This is a genomic window from Streptomyces sp. NPDC057950 (assembly GCF_042887295.1).
In the GTDB taxonomy this organism is placed as follows: Bacteria; Actinomycetota; Actinomycetes; order Streptomycetales; family Streptomycetaceae; genus Streptomyces; species Streptomyces kaempferi.
This window is the reverse complement of the sequence record NZ_JBHVPP010000008.1, coordinates 80136-97124: the sequence shown is the minus strand read 5'-3', so window position 1 is coordinate 97124 and position 16989 is coordinate 80136. Positions and strand designations below refer to the sequence as shown.

Genomic DNA, 16989 nt, shown 5'->3' with positions numbered 1-16989 from the left:
TATTCGGGGCTTCGTATCGTGCTGTGCGTGATGGTGCACGACGGTTCCTCAAGGGAATTTCGGATACGGAGAGCGTATGTTGATCAGTACCGAGCGGATCGGCAGTGACCTGCGAGCGGGGGCCGTTTCCCTGACGACGCGGACTGTGGTGCGGGCGATGGCACTGTCCGGTGATCCCGTCATGCGGATCCTGGGCCGCCGCGCGCCCGCCGACCCCTATCCGGAGTACGAGCGGATCCGCGCGCGGGGCAGGGTGAGCCGACACCCGCTGGGCCTGCACGTCACGGCGGACCACGCGGTCAGCCGGGCCGCGCTGCGCGATCACCGCCTGGGCGTGGGGCCGACGAGGAAACGGCCCGGCGCCCTGGACTGGCTGGTCACGTCCGGGGAGGAGGAGCGGCTGTTCCACCCCATCGACGAGTCGCTGCTGGTGCTCAACCCGCCCGAGCACACCAGGCTCCGCCGGATCGCGGGTCCACTGTTCACCCCGCACGCGATGCGGGACCTGACCCCGGCGGTCGAGAAAGTCGTGACGCGAATTCTCGACGAGGTCGCGGGACGCGAAGAGTTCGACCTGGTGGCGGACTTCGCCCGGCGGATACCCCTGGAAGTGATATGCGACCTGTTCGCCGTTCCGGGAGCGGACCGTGACACCTTCGTACGGTGGGGCGGTGTTCTTGCCAACACACTCGACGGTATTCGCACCTTCGGCGAACGGCGGGACGTACGCCGCGCCCTGGCGGAGATGACCGAGTTCCTCGGCGCCCTCGTCGAGGAACGGCGCCGGGAGCCGGGCGACGACCTGGTGAGCCGGCTCGCGGCGGCCGCGCCCGCAGGGGAGCCGCTGGACGGCCGTACGCTCGTCGTGCTCGTCGGGATGCTGCTGATCGCCGGGTTCGAGACCGTGGTCAACGCGATCGCCGGGGCGGCCGTCGCGCTGCTGGAGCACCCCGACCAGAAGGCCCTGCTGCTGGACGACCTCGATCTCGCCGCCGAGGCCGTCGAGGAGTTCCTGCGCTACGAACCACCGGTCCAGGTGCTGCTGCGCGTCGCGCAGGAGCCGGTCGCACTCGGCGAGGCCGAGCTGCCGGCCGGGGCCATGCTCGCGATCGCGATCGGTGGCGCGAACCGGGACCCCGCTGTGTTCGACGACCCGCACCGCTTCGACCTGAGCCGCCCCAACAAACGCGACCACCTGGCCTTCTCGGCCGGCATCCACTACTGCCTGGGCGCGGGGCTGGCACGGCTGGAGAGCGAACTCGCCCTGCGGCACCTGTTCTCCCGCATGCCCCGGCTGGCCCTGGCCGGCCGGCCGCAGCTGCGTCCCATCCGCAACATCCGCGGCCCCGGCATCGTCCCGGTCCGGGCCCGGGGCACCCGGTGAGCTCCGCCGCCGGGGCCCGCGCGCCGCGTTCCCGCGCCGGCGGTCCGCGCTCCCAGGAGGCCCCCGTGCCCGGTCACATCCTCGTCCTGGACATTCCGGCGCAGGGCCACATGCGGCCCGCGCTGGCGGTCACCGAGGAACTCGTGCGGCGCGGGCACCGGGTCAGCTTCCTGACCGTGGAGGGCTTCGCGCCCGCCGTGCGGGCGACCGGCGCCACCGCGCTGGTCCACGACTCGCTGCTGACGCGGGCACTGAGCCCCGGGCAGTACAAGGAACTCACCCCCGACGTGCTGGCGTGGTCGGCGGTGCTCTTCCTCAAGGAGAGCGTGAAGCTGACGGAACTGGCCCGCAGGCTGTTCGCCGACGACGTGCCGGACCTGGTGTTCTACGACATGATCGTCTCCTCGGCGGGGCGCGCGCTGGGCAAGCTGTGGGACCGGCCCGCGGTGCAGTCCACCCCCTCGATGGCGTCCAACGACCACTACTCGCAGGTGCGGGAGATCGCCGGGTTCTCCGGCGTCGCCACCGACCACCCGGCCGTGGTCGAACTCCTCTCCCTGGCCGCGAAGTTCGCCGCCGACCTCGGCATCGACATGTCCCCGGAGTCCCTGGTGGGCTGGCGGGCCGACCGCAACGTGGTCTACGCGCCCCGGGAGTTCCAGCCGGCCGGCGACACCTTCGGCGAGGAGTCGGCGTTCGTCGGACCCTGCTTCTCCGCGCAGTACACGAAGGGGATCTGGGACGCGCCCGCCGACGGACTGCCGCTCGTCGTGCTCTCGATGGGCACCCTCTACAACGACCAGGCCGACTTCTTCCGCACCTGCGTCCGCGCCTTCGAGGGCCGGCCGTGGCACGCGGTCATCACCGTCGGCAACGGCGCCGACCCCGGGCGACTCGGCCCGCTGCCCCGCAACGTGGAGGCCCACGCGTGGATCCCCCAACTCGCGGCGCTGCGGCGGGCCGAGGTCTTCGTCACGGCCGCGGGACTGGGCAGCATGATGGAGTCGCTGTACGCGGGCACCCCGCCGGTGCTGGTCCCGCTGGTGCCGGAGACCCGGGTACTGTCCCGCCGCGCGGCCGAGCTCGGGCTCGGCACGCTGCTCGACCCGGCCGGGATCACCCCGGACAGCCTGCTGGACGCGGTGGAACGGACCGCCGCGGACACGGGACTGCGCGAACGGGTACGGCGTATGCCCGCGGTGATGGAACGGGCCGGCGGCGCGCCGCGGGCGGCACGGGCCCTGGAGGCACTGCTGCCCACGCCCGCGGAACAACGCCCCCGTCCCGGAAGCCTGTTGTAGAGCCGCACCACCCCCCTGCCGGCCGGACATGACCGGACGGATGCGCCACGCTCAACGCCCGTGCGCCGCAAGCCCGTTGATCGGGCGGGCGGACGGAGGCCGTGGCCGTCCGCCCGGCCCTCGCCACGTGGGACGGCGGAGCGGTGATCACCGGCCCCCGGTTTCCGCGGGATTCGCCAGGGGCTACGAGGCGGGCGCTCGCGGGTCCTCGTCACGCAGGACGACCGGCAGCGCGGTGAGCCTGCCGCCCAGGGCGCCGCCGCCGTCGATCTGGCGCAGGCCGCTGAAGGGGACGGCGAGGCGCGCGTGCGGATAGTGCTCGGTGAACACCTCGGTGAGCGCGCGCATCTGGAACAGGGCGAGTTGTGCGCCGACGCAGTAGTGCGGGCCCGCGCCGAACATCAGGTCCGGGCCGCCGGCCGGGCGGCCCGGGTCGACGCTGATACCGAAGAGGTCCACCATCACGGGCGTGCGCGGGGGCAGGGTCACCCCGGCCAGTTCGACCTCGACCGCGGTGAAGCGCCACAGCGTGAACGGGGCGGGCGGTTGGCGCCGCAGCACCTCCTGGACGAACTCGTCGAGGGCCTTGCGGCCGGTGCCGGAGACTCCGTGTTCGAGCAGGTGGGCCACCAGGAAACCCAGGAACGCCTCCATGGTCGGCTGCCCGGCGAAGATGATCACGAGAACGAGGTAGCGCAGGTCGTCCCGGCCGGTGTCGTCCGGCAGCCGGTCCCGCAGCTCGGCGGCGACTCCGGCGCCCGCCTCCAGCGCCGCGTCGGCGAGTTCGGCGAAGGCCGCCAGCGCGGCGCCGAACGCGACGGGATCCGGGCTGAAGAGGTCCCGGCACGCGGTGATCGCCCGGTCGAGGTGCTCGGCGGGCACACCGAGCACCTCGACGACCACCGCCAGCGGGAAGCGGACGGTGAAGTCGGCGGTGAGGTCGACCGCGCAGCCGGCGGGCACCGACGCGGCCAGGTCGTCGAGCAGTTCCCGGGCGATGGCGGTCATCCGGTCGTAGTACCGGCTGATGCCGCGCGCCGAGAACATCGGGGCGTGCGCCCTGCGCAGTGCCGTGTGCGCGGGGCCGTCGAGGGTGGTCACCGACATCTGCTCGGCGGCGGGCCGCTCCAGGCCGGCCACCCGCCGGTCCCAGCCGGCCGGTGCCATGCCCGGGTCCTTGACGAACCGCGCGTCCGTGAGGACCTGCCTGGCGAGGTCCTCCTCGGTGACGATCCACGCGGGGCCGCCGGCGGGCGCCTCCACCCGCACGAGCGGACCGGCCGCGCGTAACGCGGCGTGGGCCGGCCGGTGTTCGGTGACACCCCGTTCGACCGGGACGAAGGGGGTGATCGGTTCGGACATGGACCCTCCGGGTGAGCGCCGAGAGCGAGCGGTCCCGGTCGTCTCGACCGTGGACGTCCGTCGCTGATGTCTGGTGAAACCTGTGGCCTTCACACGCCGGCCGGCCCGTTCTCCGTCACCAGCCGTCGTGGTGCAGCACCTGTTCCAGCGGCAGCCGGGGGCCGGGGCGGAAGGCGGTCCGCAGCGGATGGGCGGTGGGCAGCAGGGCGCCCTGGTGGACCGTGGCCGGCAGCCCGAGCAGGTCGGCGACCTCCCGCTCCCGGTCCAGGTGGACCGTGGTCCACCCGGTGACCAGCCCGCGGCTGCGCGCCGCCAGCGCGAAGCTCCAGGCGGCGGGGAGCAGCGAGGACCACAGGCCCGCCTGGTTCCCGGACGGCAGCTCCTCGACCTCCAGTTGGAGGCAGGGGATCACCAGGACCGGGACCTCGTGCAGCCGGTCGGCCAGCCCGCGGGCGGCGGTGAGCATGCGCCGTACGTCGTCCGGAGCGCGGTCGAGGCCGGCCAGGGCGGTGGCGTTGCGCTCGTAGTACGCGGCCCGGTACACGGCCGCCACCTCGGCGCGCACCCGCGGGTCGGTGAGCACCAGCCAGCGCCAGTTCTGCCGGTTGTTGCCGTTGGGCGCCTGCAGGGCGATGCGCAGGCAGTCCTCGACCACCTCCCGCTCCACCGGGCGCTCCAGGTCCAGCCCGCGCCGTACCGTGCGGGTGGTCGTCAGCAGTTCCTCGCAGGTCAGATCGGTCACGGTGGGAACACCGCCTGGAGCACCAGGGCGAGATGGGTGAGCACGACGTATCCCATGGCCGGCGCCAGGGGCCAGCGGCCGTGGCGGGCGGTCAGGAAACGCCGGGCCGCCACGGCGGGGAGCAGGGCCGGCAGACAGGGCAGCAGTCCGGGCACGGTGGTCGGCCGGAAGAGCAGGACGTCGCACACCACGGCGCCGGCCACCAGGGCCAGGGCGACGGCGGCGCTGCCCGCCGGGCCGAGCACCGAGGAGTACAGGCGGTCGTCCGGGGCCGATTCCCAGGCGGTCTTGCGGGCGAACTCGAAGTGCAGGAACACACCGGCGCACAGCGCCAGCAGCGGCACGGCGCGCCAGTCGGCGCTGGCCGTCCCGGACCCGGCCGCCGTCAGGCAGACATAGCCGCCGAGCAGCACCTGGACGGGGTAGGTGACCGCCAGGTTGAGCAGCGGCCGCTCGCGCACCGCCGCGGACGCCGCTTCCAGGGCCGGGAGCACGAGCGCGTAGGCCGGCGGCAGCAGGATCAGGAGCACGGCGACGGGGGACAGGGCGGCGTTCAGGCCCGCCACCACCACGGTGATGACGGTCATGGCCCCGCGCAGTTCGGGGACGGTGATCGCCCCGGTGACCAGCGGCCGGTCCGGGTGGTGCACGCGGTCGTGGGCGAGGTCCTTCTGCTCGTCCAGCATCCGCAGGAACAGCAGGACCAGGACGACGCAGGCCGCGCGCACGGCGGTCGCCGCGGTGGGACGCCAGGCGCCGCCGGACAGGGCGACGGCCGAGCCCTCCAGGGCGAAGACCCACAGCACCCCGTAGGTGACGTACACGTGGGGGCGGAACATGCACAGCACGAAGCGGCCCAGGCGGACCGGGACCCGGGGCAGGACGACGGTGCTCACAACCGGGCTCCCGCGCCGTGGACGGCGGCCCGCGGACCGGCCCCCGAGGTGGCCAGGGCGGGCGGGGCGGCCTGAGCGGCCCGGGTGCCGCTCATCGGTTCGTGGGGGCGGGCCGGGGCGGCCGGGCCGCGTTCGGCGAGCCTGACCCGGGCGTCGGCGACCAGCGCGCCCGGCTGCCGCAACGTGCACTCGACGTCCGCCCCGGGCCGTACCGGGCCGGTCCGGCACTCCACCGGCAGGTCCAGCTCCGCGAAGCTGCGGAACCGGGCGTGCAGGGCGAGCGGCCGAGCGGTGGGGGTCAGCAGGACTCCCGCCCGCACGGCGGCGGCGATCGCCATCTGCCGGAAGGCCTCCAGCTCCAGCATCCCGGGGACGTGGTCGACCCAGTGGTCGAACATGACCGGATGCGAGGTGTCCGGTACCAGACGGGCCGTCAGGCCGTCGTCCGCGGTGGCCCGGACGGGTGAGATCACCGCGTTGGCGGGGTCCCGGCGGCCGACCAGTTCGGGCCGGATCCGCGTCACCGGCGGCGCGATGGGCACGGCGGGCAGCTCCAGCCGGCCGCGCTGGGCCGTACGCAGCCGGGTCCAGTGCTGCGGCGGCATCCAGGAGTAGTCGATGCCGGCCGTCATGACCTCGCGGTTCGCCACGGTCGCGGTGAAGCGCAGCCGCAGTCCCGTCACCCCCGCCCGGCCTCGTGCCCGGTGTTCGATCCGGGTGCTGATGACGACATCGGCGGGGAACGGGCCCGGTGCCGGCGGCCCGGCGTCCAGCACCTCGAACTCGACGGTCCGTAACAGGAACTTGTGGTCCAGCGGCACGTCCAGGAACCGGTGCGCCACCACGAAGATGCCCTGTCTGCAGGCCTCCAGCAGCATCATGGGGTCATGGCCGGCGCGGGCGCCGAGGGTGTCGTCGTAGAAGGCGTGCAGGCGGGGCAGCTGGGCGGCCAGCACCACCTCGTCCTCGCCGCGGCGCTCCGCGTCCGTCAGGAACACCTCGGCGACGGCCGCCCGGTGCACCAGCGCCCTGGGCAGGGTCCGGTCGAACTTCATCGGCTGCTCCTTCGGGAGGGGACGGCACGGAGATCCGCCAGGTGGCGGCGCCACTGCTCGACACCGGCGCCGTCCAGTACGGGAGCCCGGCCCGGCTCACGCATGGGCAGCACCTTCGAACCGACGACGACCGTGTCCCACGCGTCCAGCGCCACCTGGTGGTGCCACGCCGTCTCCAGCAGCTCACGCGGGGCGGCCGCCGCGTCCAGTCCGGGATGGCGGGCGACGGTGTCGCGCAGCCGCCCGAGCGCGGGCTCGAAGTGGAGTTCCCTGGGCTCGGAGGCGGCGTGCAGACGGCCGGCGAGCGCGCGGGCCCGCGCGGACCGGTCCTCCCCGGCCAGGGCCGAGCGGTAGATCCCCGCGCGCTGCTCGTCGTCGAAGTGGACGGCCAGCTCCCGCAGCACGTCGGCGGGTTCGTCGGGGGTGTGCACCAGATTGAGCAGATAGCTGTATCGGCCGAGCAGATGACGCAGCTGGCCCGGGACCCGGGCGTCCGGGTCGGTGGGGCCCTTCAGCCGGGTGAGCAGGACGGACGCGGGCACGTCGGTGTCGGCTTCGGGACGCACCAGCAGGACCAGGGAGTCGGTGCTGTCCAGGAAGAGCCCGGCGAGCCTGCGCCGGTAAGGGGTGGCGAGGTTCCACTGGTGGTACCAGAGCGAGCGGATCACGGTCCGGGTGAGCCGGGTCGGCTCCGCGGCGACGATGCGCAAGCCGTGCTCGGCCAGCCAGTCCACCGCGGCGAGCAGTCTGCGGGCGACCACCGCGTCGGGCTTGAGCAGCAGCGCCGCGTGACGGTGGGCGAAGCCGGTGACGTCGCCGGTCAGGGCGGCGAGCTGCTCGTAACTCTCCTGGTAGTAGGTGTCCGCGCCGTAGAGACGGCGTTTGAGCGGGTCGCAGGCGAGCAGCGGGGACACCTCGATGCCGTGGACGGGCTCGGACCGGTGCGGGGCGAGGGGGGCGGCGGGGCTCACGCGCGGTCACTCCCGTCGGTGCGGGCGAGTGCCGGTGCCGGCTCGCGGGACACGGCGGCACCGAGGTAGCCGACCTTGAGGCAGTGGTCGAGGAGGCGGCGCAGATAGGCCGGGCCGCCGGGCGGCGCCGGGTGCCGGGTGAAGGCGGCCGCGGTGGTGGCGTCGAAGTGGACGCGCCGGCTGAAGTAGCTCTCGTACAGCGAGATGACCCGCTGGTGGTAGGCGCGTTCGCGGTCCGGGAGGGCCGCCGCGGAGAAGGCCGAGGGCGGGACGAACCGGGCCACCTGGAAGGACGGGTACTCGGCGAGCACCGCGGAGAAGTCCCGCAGGGTGACGGCCTGCCCGACGGCGTGCAGGGTCAGCCCCCGGGCATCCTCGAAACGCGTGGTCACGTCGGTGACCAGATCCGCGACGTAGTCCACCGGCACCAGGTCGAGAGCCGCGTCGTAGCGGCCCGGGATGGTCCTGGCGAGGCCCTTGGTGATGAGCTTGACGACCGGGTACAGCGTCTTGAAGTCACGGACCCGGCCGGTGCGCGCCGCCCCGGCGACGATGCTGGGCCGCACCACGGCCACCGCCAGGCCCTCGGCCGCGGCCTGCCGCACCAGCCTCTCCCCCTGGAGCTTGCTCAGCTCGTAGGCGTTGCCGGGGCGCTGTCCGACGTCGAGTTCGTCCTCGTAGACGATGCCGTCCCGGGCACCGCACACATAGGCCGTGCTCACATGGACCAGCGGGATCCGGTGGGTTCGGGCGAAGGCCACCACCTGCCGGGTCCCGGTGACGTTCACGTCCCGGTAGCGCTGCTCGGGCAGCCCGAAGTCGGTGAGGGCGGCGCAGTGCACGATGCGGTCCGCCGCCGCGGCCGCGCGCAACTCCTCGCCGTCCAGGCCGAGTCGGGGGCGGGTGACGTCACCGGTGAGCCGGCGCGGTCCGGCCGGCGCGGCCGGCAGCGCCCTGCCGTTGTTGCGGACGATGTCACCGTTGCTGTGCATGAGGGCGAGCACACGGTGGCCCGCCGCGGTGAGCCGGGCGGTCACCTCGGCTCCCACCAGTCCGCTCGCTCCGGTGACCAGTACGGTCATGGTGTCAGCCATCGGTCGGTCCCTTTGGGTGGTGGGGGTCATACGGCCTGGTGGGGCTGGACGCCATTGCTGACGATCAGGTCGCGGGCCTCCTCCAGGGGGAGTTCCGCGCCGAGGTAGGTGCCGATGCGCAGCCAGTCGTAGCCGAGCTCCAGGGTGGCCCGCCAGGTGTCGGCGGAGTCGAAGGAGGACGGGAAGGCGTCGGCCCCGGCGGTGTCGCGGACCAGCGCGACGAAGTCCTCGAGATCGGTGCGGACCCGCTCGCCCTGCCCGGGTGAGGCGATGGTGCGGCCCAGCAGGTCCTCCGCCCGGCCGCGCACGGAGCCGGGCAGCGACGGCAGCAGCGACAGCCGGCGCACCAGATCGGTGTCGGCGGGCAGCGGGTTGACGCCGTACGAGCTCAGCAGCCCGCGCAGCGCGGCGTGGACCGCGCGGCGGGAGGTGAGTTCGGCGACCCGCCACTGGCCGCGGCGCAGGGCGCCGTCCAGGTCCTCGCGGGCGTTCTCCACCACGACGTTGGACCACACCAGGGCCATCGTGGCCGCCGCGAAGCGTTCGGCGGGCAGCGGGACCAGGTCGATGCCGTCGGGCCCGCTGACGGCCGCCCCGCGGACGGACAGCAGGGGCGGCGCGCTGTGGGGCGGCGGGGTGACGGGGCCGGCCGGGGCGGCCAGCGGCAGCGCCGGAGTGACGGTGCCGGCACCCTTCCAGGCGAGCCGGACCAGCCCGTAGCGCAGGAAGGCGGCGATCAGCCGGCCGGAGTCCGCCGCCCCGGCCCGCCGGGCACCGGCCAGCACCGCGGGCAGCGGTGTGCCCAGGACCAGGGAGCGCCAGACCGCCCCGGCCCGGCCGCCGAGCGCGAACACGTCCCGCCGGTCCCGGATGACGTGCACCCGCTCGCCGGTCTGCCAGGTGGTCACGCGGGCCGCGCGTTCTACGGTCAGCCGCTCCGGGCGCCACGCGACACCGGTGATGCCCAGCTCCGCGGCGAAGGCGAGACACTCACCGAGGTAGCCGTGCACGGCGTCGGCCTCGTGCCCGGCGGGGGCGGCCGATTCCAGGGCCCAGTACCGGTCGCGGACGTCCGCCCGGCCGGCCCGGTCGAGTTGCAGGGACAACCACTTGGGTTCGAGATAGGTCTCACCCAGGCCGGCCGCCCAGGCCTTGACCGCCTGGACGAGACCGGCGCGGGCCCAGTCGGCGGCCTCCGCGCCCTCGCCCAGGCAGTCCAGCGCCATCGCGTGCCGCAGCGACTGCTGGGCCCGGTGCGTCCACCACCCGGCGGCGATCTCCCGCAGCCGCCCGGCCGGGAGCAGGGCCTTGACCTCGTCGACCAGGGCGTGCCCGCGCAGCGGATGACTGCCCAGCAGCCGCTGGCAGCGGTTGAGGAGGTCCTCGGAGAGCCTGCCGGGCCGCCCGGCGCCCGCTTCGAGAGCCGTGAACTGCTCGGCGAGCTGACGCACCGACCGGGTCCGTATCTCCACCCGGCGGCCGTCGACGAAGAGCAGCGACGGCATGGTCGGCAGATCCGCCCCGTCGCGGCCGATGAGCAGGAAGTCGATGTCGGAGGAGGGGTTGCCGAACCCCTCCGCGATGGAGCCTTCGAGGACCACCGCCCAGTCGGGGCCCGGCGGCAGGGCGGCGAGCGACTTGTCGAGCAGGTCCTGCAACTGCTCGTCGGTGAGGATCACGGTTCGGGGTCTCCGTCCTGCGGGTGTCGGGGCTTCACGACGTGGACGTGCCGGCGTCCACGGACACCGGCACGTCCGGCACGTCCAGCACGGTGACCGTGCCGGCGGCGCCGTCGACGCGCAGCCGGGTGCCGCCGCGGATCTCGGTGGTGACGTTCTTGACCTGGACGACGGTGGGGATGCCCAGTTCGCGGGCGACCACGGCGACATGGGTGAGCGGACTGCCGCGCTCGATGACCAGGGCGGACGCCGAGGGCAGCGCGGTCACCCAGCCGGGATCGGTGCGGTAGGCCAGCAGGATGCCGCCGCCGACGTCGCGCGGGGCGTCGAGGACCACCGCGGGTCCCTCGGCGACGCCCGGACACGAAGGGGTGCCGCGCAGTTCGCGGGCCCCGCTGCGCACGGCGGCCGCCGTCCAGCCGCCGCGCTCGAGGTTGCCCGCCCAGTAGGCCGCGCCCCGGGTGGTGAACCGTGCGGGGGCGCGCAGTGCGCCGTCGTCGGCCAGGTGCCGGCGGCGCAGCGCCACCAGGTCCCTCAGCTCGGCGTCGGCGAGCATGCCCTCGTAGGCCCCGCGGACCTCCTCCAGACGCAGCAGGAACACGTCGTCCCAGGCGTCGAGCGCCCCGGCCCGCGCCAGGTCGCGGCCCATCGCCCGCAGCATGCGCTTGGCCGCCCCGAACGCCCTGGTACGGCAGAACCGCAGCCGTTCGCGGTCCGCGAGGGAACCGCGGGCCTTGCCGCGGACGAGTTCGTAGACCCGGCGGCGCGGACCGCGCAGCCGCCCGTCGAGGTACGCGTCGGCGTCCCCGCCGCGGCCCGCTGCGGTGGCGGGGCCGGTCAGGGCGCCGCGCAGCATGGTGAACAGCCCGGCCGGGTCCTCGTGCAGATCCGGCACCTCCAGCTTGAGTTCGTCGGGGCTGCGGTACCCGTAGGAGGCGATGTACGCGTCGACGGCGGCCAGCACCTCGGTGTGACCGCCCTCGCGCAGCGCCTGGTACGCCTCCTCGTCGGAGGTGGCCTCGAGCAGCCGGCGCACCTCGTCGTCCGCCGTGGCCAGGGCCGCCAACTCGGCCAGCGCCCACACCGGTTCGGCGGACTCCAGGTCGCCGCCGGGGCTCGCCGCGGCCCAGGTGAACCACTCGGGGGCGCCGGGCAGCCACCTGCGGGTGAGCAGGGCCAGCAGTCCGACGGAGAGCAGGATCGCGGCGTCGAGGGCCTGCATCGGCCCCCATTTCTCGATCAGTTCACGCTGCAGCCGCCGGAAACGCCGGTAGGTCTCCTCGCCCGGCAGCGCGTCGTAGTCGACGTTGTTGAACACCTCGTAGGCGCGGTAGAAATCGCGGTGGAAGGCGTCCACGGATTTCCTCATGGTGAGGAATTTCCGGGTGAAGACGAGAGTGCGGTACAGGCGGTTGAGACGGCCCCGAAGTCCCGGCCGGGGGGTGAAGGGGTGCAGTGCGTCGGCCGCCTCGTCGGAAATGCTCTCCTCGACCCCGAGGGATTTCTCCAGCACGCGCCGGTTCAGCCGGTAGAGGGGAGCCAGCCGTACCATCCGGTACCAGTGCAGGAGGTTGTAGTAGACCCGGCCGTGGAAATAGCCGAGCAGATGCGGGGTCCATTCCTGGACCTCCCGCAACTGGTCAGGCGTGACCGCGAGCGCGCGGGCGTAGCTCTCGTAGACCTTGGCGTAGGTGTCGGCGGCGAAGCTGTAGGTGAGCGGGGAGACGATGCCGCTGAAACTCTCGATGATGTTGGAGTTGTCCCAGATCCGCAGCTCTCCCCGGGCCTCCTCGGCCGGCACGGACGGCGTGGCCGTGGAGCCGGCGAGCGGGGTGGTGACCGGGCGGGACTGCAGCACCCACACGGTGTCCCCGGCGATCGCCCACTCGATGTCCTGCGGGGCGCCGTAGTGCCCGGCCACCCGGGTCCCGACGTCGTGCAGCCGGGCCAGGTCGCGCGCGCTCAGCGACAGCACCTCCCGGTCGGCCTCGGCGACCGGCCGTATCGCACAGCCGGGACCCGTACCGGCCCCGTAACTCTCCTGCTTGTCGCCGACGACGGCGTGCAGCCGTTCACCCGACGCGGCGTCCAGGACGACCGTGTCGGCGTCGACGGCCCCGGAGACCAGCCCCTCGCCCAGCCCGTACACGGCGCTGACGACGTAACGGCCGGTGCTCCCGGTCGTGGGGTCGACGGTGAACAGCACCCCGCTGCGCTCCGCGGGCACCATGCGCTGCACGATGACGGCGACGCCGCCCGCCGAGGGCGCCAGCGCGCGCTGCGCGCGGTAGTGCAGGGAACGCTCCGAGAAGGCGGAGGCCCAGCAGCGGCGGACGTGCGCGACGACCTCGTCGAACCCCGAGACGTTGAGGAAACTGTCGAACTGCCCGGCGAACGAGTGCTCCGCGCCGTCCTCGTCCGCCCCCGACGAACGCACCGCCACCAGGCCGCCGCCGACGTGCTCGTAGGCCCGGCGGACGGCTTCGGTGACGTCCTCGTCCAGGGGCGCCCCGGCGATGAGCGCGGCGATCTCCTCCGACGTCCGCCGCTCCCCGCCCCGCGGCGCACCGGCCAGGAGGGCCGTCAGACGTGTGTCCAGCCCGCTGCGCCGGGCGAATTCCGTGAAGACGTCGAGGCCGATCACCGACCAGTCCGGTACCCGGAATCCGACGGCGGTCAGGGAATGCAGGTTCTTTCCCTTTCCGCCGGCCCATTCGGCGATTTCGGCCGGTTCACCGGTGCGGGTGAGGACACGTAAGGACGTTGCGGACTGCTGGCCGGATCCCGCGCTGGGCGACACGTGGTTTCCCTCCGGGTAGTCGATCGGTTTCCCTCCCGAAGGTCTCACGGCAGGTTCCGCGAAAGACTTCCGCGATGACGGTCGTAGGTATTCACCTAAGTTCACGGGCAGTTCACTGCCGACCCCGGCAGTTCCGTACGCAGCGGCCGCAGTTCGGGCCAGATGAGGGCCGCCGAACCCCAGGTGAGCCCGCCGCCGAACCCGGTCAGCACCACCTTCTGACCGGGCCTCAGCTCGCCGGAGGCGGCGCAGTCGGTGAGCGCGAGGGGGATCGACGCGGCGACCGTGTTGCCCAGCGCGGCGATGTTGGACGGGAACCGCCGGGCGGGCAGGCCGAGGCGCCTGGCGACGGACGTCAGGATGCGGGCGTTGGCCTGATGGAGCACGAAGGCGTCGATCTCCCGCGGCCGCCACCCGGTGTGCGCGGCGATGTCCTCCACCGACTGCGCCATCCGGCGCACCGCCTGCGCGAAGACCGCCTGGCCGCGCATCGTGAAATAGGTGTCCTCGGTCTTCGTCGGCAGGCCCGTGGAGCGCTGCCTGGACCCGCCCGCGGGGATCTCGATGAGGTCGGCCTCGCCGCCGTCGCTGCCCAGGCTGAACCCCAGCAGCGCACCCGGCTCCGCGGCCTGGCCCGCGCGCAGCACGACCGCGCCCGCCCCGTCGCCGAACACCACCCGGGTGCCCCGGTCCGCGGGGTCGAGGATCGTGGAGAACGTGTCGGCGCCGATCACCAGCACGCTGTCGGTGATCCCCAGCGAGATCAGTCCGGCACCGGTGGCCAGGGCGTACACGAAACCGGTGCACACGGCCTGCACGTCGAACGCGGGCACCGGGCCCAGGCCGAGCCGGCTCGCCACCTGGGGCGCGGTCGCCGGGCAGAGCCGGTCCGGAGTGCTCGTCGCCAGGACGACGGCCCCCACGCGCTCCAGGCCCGCCGACGCCAGCGCGTTGCGCGCCGCCTCGACGGCGAGGTCGCCCGTGGACTGACCGGGCGCGACCACACGCCGGTGCCGGATGCCGGTACGACGGCGGATCCACTCGTCATCGGTGTCGAGGACGGCGGCCAGGTCGTCGTTGGAGACCACCGTGGCGGGCACCGAGCCACCCAGCCCGGCCACGACCGCCGACCGCGGCCCGAAGGGACCGGGCGCCGGAGGGACGAGCGGACCGGGCCGCGGCTCGGTCCGCGAACTCTCCTGCTCGTACGGGCCGTTCGGCCCACTGTCCACTGACTTCACGCCACCTCACCTCATCGCGGTAAGCGCAACGGGAATGAGCATGGGGTAACAAAGCCCCCTGGAATCAGTCGAGTTGACTCGCCTAAGCGAACTTCTACACTCTCGCGCCGGACCTGGGACGCGGTCCTCGCACCGTGTGTCCTTGGTCGGTGAGACACCAGTGACCGGCTGCTCCCACTGTCCAGGCCGGCGGTTCAATCGATGGGGGTCCCTCCATGATCCGTGTTGACCATGCCCGCGTCTTCGACGGCGAACGGGTACGGGACGGGATCTCCGTACTGATCGACGACGGACTCGTGGCCGCGGTGACACCCGCCCCGGAAGCGGACGCCGCCACGGACCCCCGGGTGACCGAGGTGATCGACGCCACCGGCCACACCCTGCTGCCCGGACTGATCGACGGACACACCCATGTCATGGGCACCCTGCACAACCTGCGGCTGGCACTGGCGTTCGGAGTCACCACCGAACTCGACATGTTCAGCTTCCCGCCCGCACTGACCGGCTGGCTCTGCGACACCGCGGCACGCACCGACGACGTCGCCGACCTGCGCAGCTCCGGAACCGTGCTGTGCGCGGCCGGCGGCCACCCGGCGGCCTCGATGCCCTTCCTCCCCTCGCTGGCCGGCCCCGACGACGCACAGGAACAGGTGACGGCACGCCGGAAGGAAGGCGCGCACCACATCAAGATGATGTTCGACGACGGCGGCCACCACGGCGCCGACCTGCCGACGCTGGACGGGCCGACCGCGCGCGCGGTGACCGCGGCGGCCCGGCGGGAGGGCCTGCCGACCGTCGCCCACGTCGCCGACGAGGAGACGGTACGCGCCGCGCTCGCCGCGGGGGTCGACGCGTTCACCCACGTCCCGCTGGCGGCACCGCTGCCCGGCGACCTGGTCGCACGGACCGCCGCGGACGGCCGGTTCGTCATCCCCACCCTGGCGATGATGGAGATGTCCAGCGGCGCCCGCGGCGGGCGCGCCCTCGCCGACGACGACCGCGTCGCCGCCCACCTGCCCGCCGACGCCGACGCCGCGATCAGGAACGGCACCGAGGGACTCGCCGTGACCGTCCCGTCCCCGGACCTGGACTTCGCCCACGCGCTCGCCACCACCCGCCGGCTCCACGAGGCCGGAGTGACCCTGGTCGCGGGCACGGACGCCAACAACGCGCCGGGGCGGGCCTGCCCGGTGGTCCACGGCGCCGCACTGCACCGCGAACTCGAACTGCTCGTGGCCGCCGGACTCACCCCCGTCGAGGCGCTGCGGGCCGCGACCTCGGCACCCGCCCGGCTCTTCGGACTGTCCGACCGCGGGCGGATCGCCCCCGGCCTGCGGGCCGATCTGCTGCTCGTCGAGGGCGACCCCACCACGGACATCACCGCCACCCGGGCCATCCGGCGCATCTGGCGTCGCGGAGTCCCCTTCGACCGCGAGGGGTTCCGTACCGCACGGCAGACCCCGGCACGCCCCACCCGGACCCCGGCACCATCACCGGACACGGACGGCACAGCCCGCCGCCGGCACGACGGCGGCACCACGGCGGACGGCGAGCTGACGGCCGTGGGCTCCACCGCGCTGGCGCTCGCCGCGGCCCGCGCCAGGGAGAGCGGCCGCCCCGACCGGCTCTTCGACGACCAGGTCGCCCTCCAGGTCACCGTCGCCGCGGGCGCCGCGCTCGCCGCCTGGTCGGGCCCCAGGGGCGAACGGCTGCGCAGGGCCATGGGCGACTACTTCGCCCTGCGCACCCGCTACTTCGACAACTGGCTGCTGGAAGCGGTCGGTTCGGGCTGCCGGCAGGTCGTCGTGCTCGCCGCCGGCCTGGACGCCAGAGCCTTCCGGCTCGACTGGCCCGCACCGCTGACGCTGTTCGAACTCGACCGGGCCGACGTGCTCTCCTTCAAGGAGAAGATCGTCACCGCCCGCGAACCGGCACCCGGCTGCGCACGCGTCCCGATGGCCGGCGACCTGCGCGACGACTGGCCCGCCGCCCTGCGCGCCCACGGCTTCGACCCGCACGTCCCGACCGCCTGGCTGCTGGAGGGCATCCTGGTCTACCTCACCGAGCAGGAGGGCGACGAGGTGCTCGGCCGCATCGGCGAACTCAGCGCCCCAGCGAGCCGGCTCGCCCTTGAGTACGGCAGCCGGACGATGTTCGCCACCGACACCACCAGGGCGGCCCTGGACCACGCCACCGCGACCGACACCCTGCACACGCTCGCCGCGCTGTGGCGCAACGAGAGCACCGCGGACCCCCTCGCCCGCCTCACCGGACACGGCTGGTCCGCCCGCTCCCGCGAGATCACCGACCTCGCCGGCCAGTACGGGCGGCCGGTGCCGCCCGCCTTCGACCCCACCGTCCCGGGCACCGCCCGCATCACGCTGCTCCAGGCCACCCGCGCCTGAACCGCCCCCATGACGGACCCGGCCCCCCGGTGACGGACCCGGCCCCCCACGACGGACCC

12 protein-coding genes are annotated in these 16989 nt (G+C 73.8%); 3 read left to right on the top strand and 9 right to left on the bottom strand.

Annotated features, from left to right (window positions below; all coding sequences use genetic code 11):
* Positions 1-76: 76 nt before the first annotated feature.
* Positions 77-1384 carry a cytochrome P450 gene (locus ACFVTC_RS15840; RefSeq protein WP_390127215.1) on the top strand — a complete coding sequence of 436 codons (1308 nt, stop codon included), beginning with the start codon at positions 77-79 and terminating at the stop codon, positions 1382-1384.
* Between the two features lie 65 nt (positions 1385-1449).
* On the top strand, positions 1450-2685 hold the full coding sequence (locus tag ACFVTC_RS15835) for a macrolide family glycosyltransferase (RefSeq protein WP_390127213.1): 1236 nt from the start codon (positions 1450-1452) through the stop codon (positions 2683-2685).
* Positions 2686-2868: 183 nt separating this feature from the next.
* Here the strand turns inward: ACFVTC_RS15835 and ACFVTC_RS15830 are convergent, their stop codons facing one another.
* The 9 genes from ACFVTC_RS15830 to ACFVTC_RS15790 form a co-directional block, all read right to left on the bottom strand.
* The gene (locus ACFVTC_RS15830; protein ID WP_390127211.1) at positions 2869-4047 is read right to left on the bottom strand and encodes a cytochrome P450; all 1179 of its coding nucleotides are present in this window, start codon (positions 4045-4047) and stop codon (positions 2869-2871) included.
* A 115-nt stretch (positions 4048-4162) separates the two neighbouring features.
* Positions 4163-4789, bottom strand: coding sequence for a nitroreductase family protein (locus tag ACFVTC_RS15825; protein WP_390127209.1), 627 nt, complete (start codon positions 4787-4789; stop codon positions 4163-4165).
* Positions 4786-5685: a hypothetical protein gene (locus tag ACFVTC_RS15820; protein WP_390127208.1), complete on the bottom strand. Its 900-nt coding sequence runs from the start codon at positions 5683-5685 to the stop codon at positions 4786-4788. The genes ACFVTC_RS15825 and ACFVTC_RS15820 overlap by 4 nt, the downstream gene beginning before the upstream one ends.
* Positions 5682-6740, bottom strand: coding sequence for a ScbA/BarX family gamma-butyrolactone biosynthesis protein (locus tag ACFVTC_RS15815; protein ID WP_390127206.1), 1059 nt, complete (start codon positions 6738-6740; stop codon positions 5682-5684). Before ACFVTC_RS15815 ends, ACFVTC_RS15820 begins: the two co-directional genes overlap by 4 nt.
* Positions 6737-7711 carry a nucleoside-diphosphate kinase gene (locus tag ACFVTC_RS15810; protein WP_390127204.1) on the bottom strand — a complete coding sequence of 325 codons (975 nt, stop codon included), beginning with the start codon at positions 7709-7711 and terminating at the stop codon, positions 6737-6739. The genes ACFVTC_RS15815 and ACFVTC_RS15810 overlap by 4 nt, the downstream gene beginning before the upstream one ends.
* A complete protein-coding gene (locus ACFVTC_RS15805; RefSeq protein WP_390127202.1) occupies positions 7708-8805 on the bottom strand; it encodes an SDR family oxidoreductase in 1098 nt (365 codons plus the stop codon). Before ACFVTC_RS15805 ends, ACFVTC_RS15810 begins: the two co-directional genes overlap by 4 nt.
* Before the next feature lie 26 nt (positions 8806-8831).
* A complete protein-coding gene (locus ACFVTC_RS15800; protein WP_390127200.1) occupies positions 8832-10484 on the bottom strand; it encodes a hypothetical protein in 1653 nt (550 codons plus the stop codon).
* Positions 10485-10518: 34 nt separating this feature from the next.
* Positions 10519-13284, bottom strand: a complete 2766-nt coding sequence (locus ACFVTC_RS15795; RefSeq protein ID WP_390127198.1) for a phosphoenolpyruvate synthase — start codon at positions 13282-13284, stop codon at positions 10519-10521.
* A gap of 101 nt (positions 13285-13385) precedes the next feature.
* Positions 13386-14405 carry a beta-ketoacyl-ACP synthase III gene (locus tag ACFVTC_RS15790; protein ID WP_390127416.1) on the bottom strand — a complete coding sequence of 340 codons (1020 nt, stop codon included), beginning with the start codon at positions 14403-14405 and terminating at the stop codon, positions 13386-13388.
* A gap of 335 nt (positions 14406-14740) precedes the next feature.
* On the opposite strand from ACFVTC_RS15790, the gene ACFVTC_RS15785 reads away from it, so the two are divergent.
* Complete coding sequence (locus ACFVTC_RS15785) at positions 14741-16930, top strand: SAM-dependent methyltransferase (RefSeq protein ID WP_390127196.1); 2190 nt, start codon at positions 14741-14743, stop codon at positions 16928-16930.
* The last annotated feature ends 59 nt before the right edge of the window (positions 16931-16989 follow it).

Coding starts and splice junctions, on each gene's coding strand:
- ACFVTC_RS15815 (WP_390127206.1), bottom strand. CDS start 6,740: ATGAAGTTCGACCGGACCCTGCCCAGGGCGCTGGTGCACCGGGCGGCC.
- ACFVTC_RS15830 (WP_390127211.1), bottom strand. CDS start 4,047: ATGTCCGAACCGATCACCCCCTTCGTCCCGGTCGAACGGGGTGTCACC.
- ACFVTC_RS15840 (WP_390127215.1), top strand. CDS start 77: ATGTTGATCAGTACCGAGCGGATCGGCAGTGACCTGCGAGCGGGGGCC.
- ACFVTC_RS15805 (WP_390127202.1), bottom strand. CDS start 8,805: ATGGCTGACACCATGACCGTACTGGTCACCGGAGCGAGCGGACTGGTG.
- ACFVTC_RS15785 (WP_390127196.1), top strand. CDS start 14,741: ATGATCCGTGTTGACCATGCCCGCGTCTTCGACGGCGAACGGGTACGG.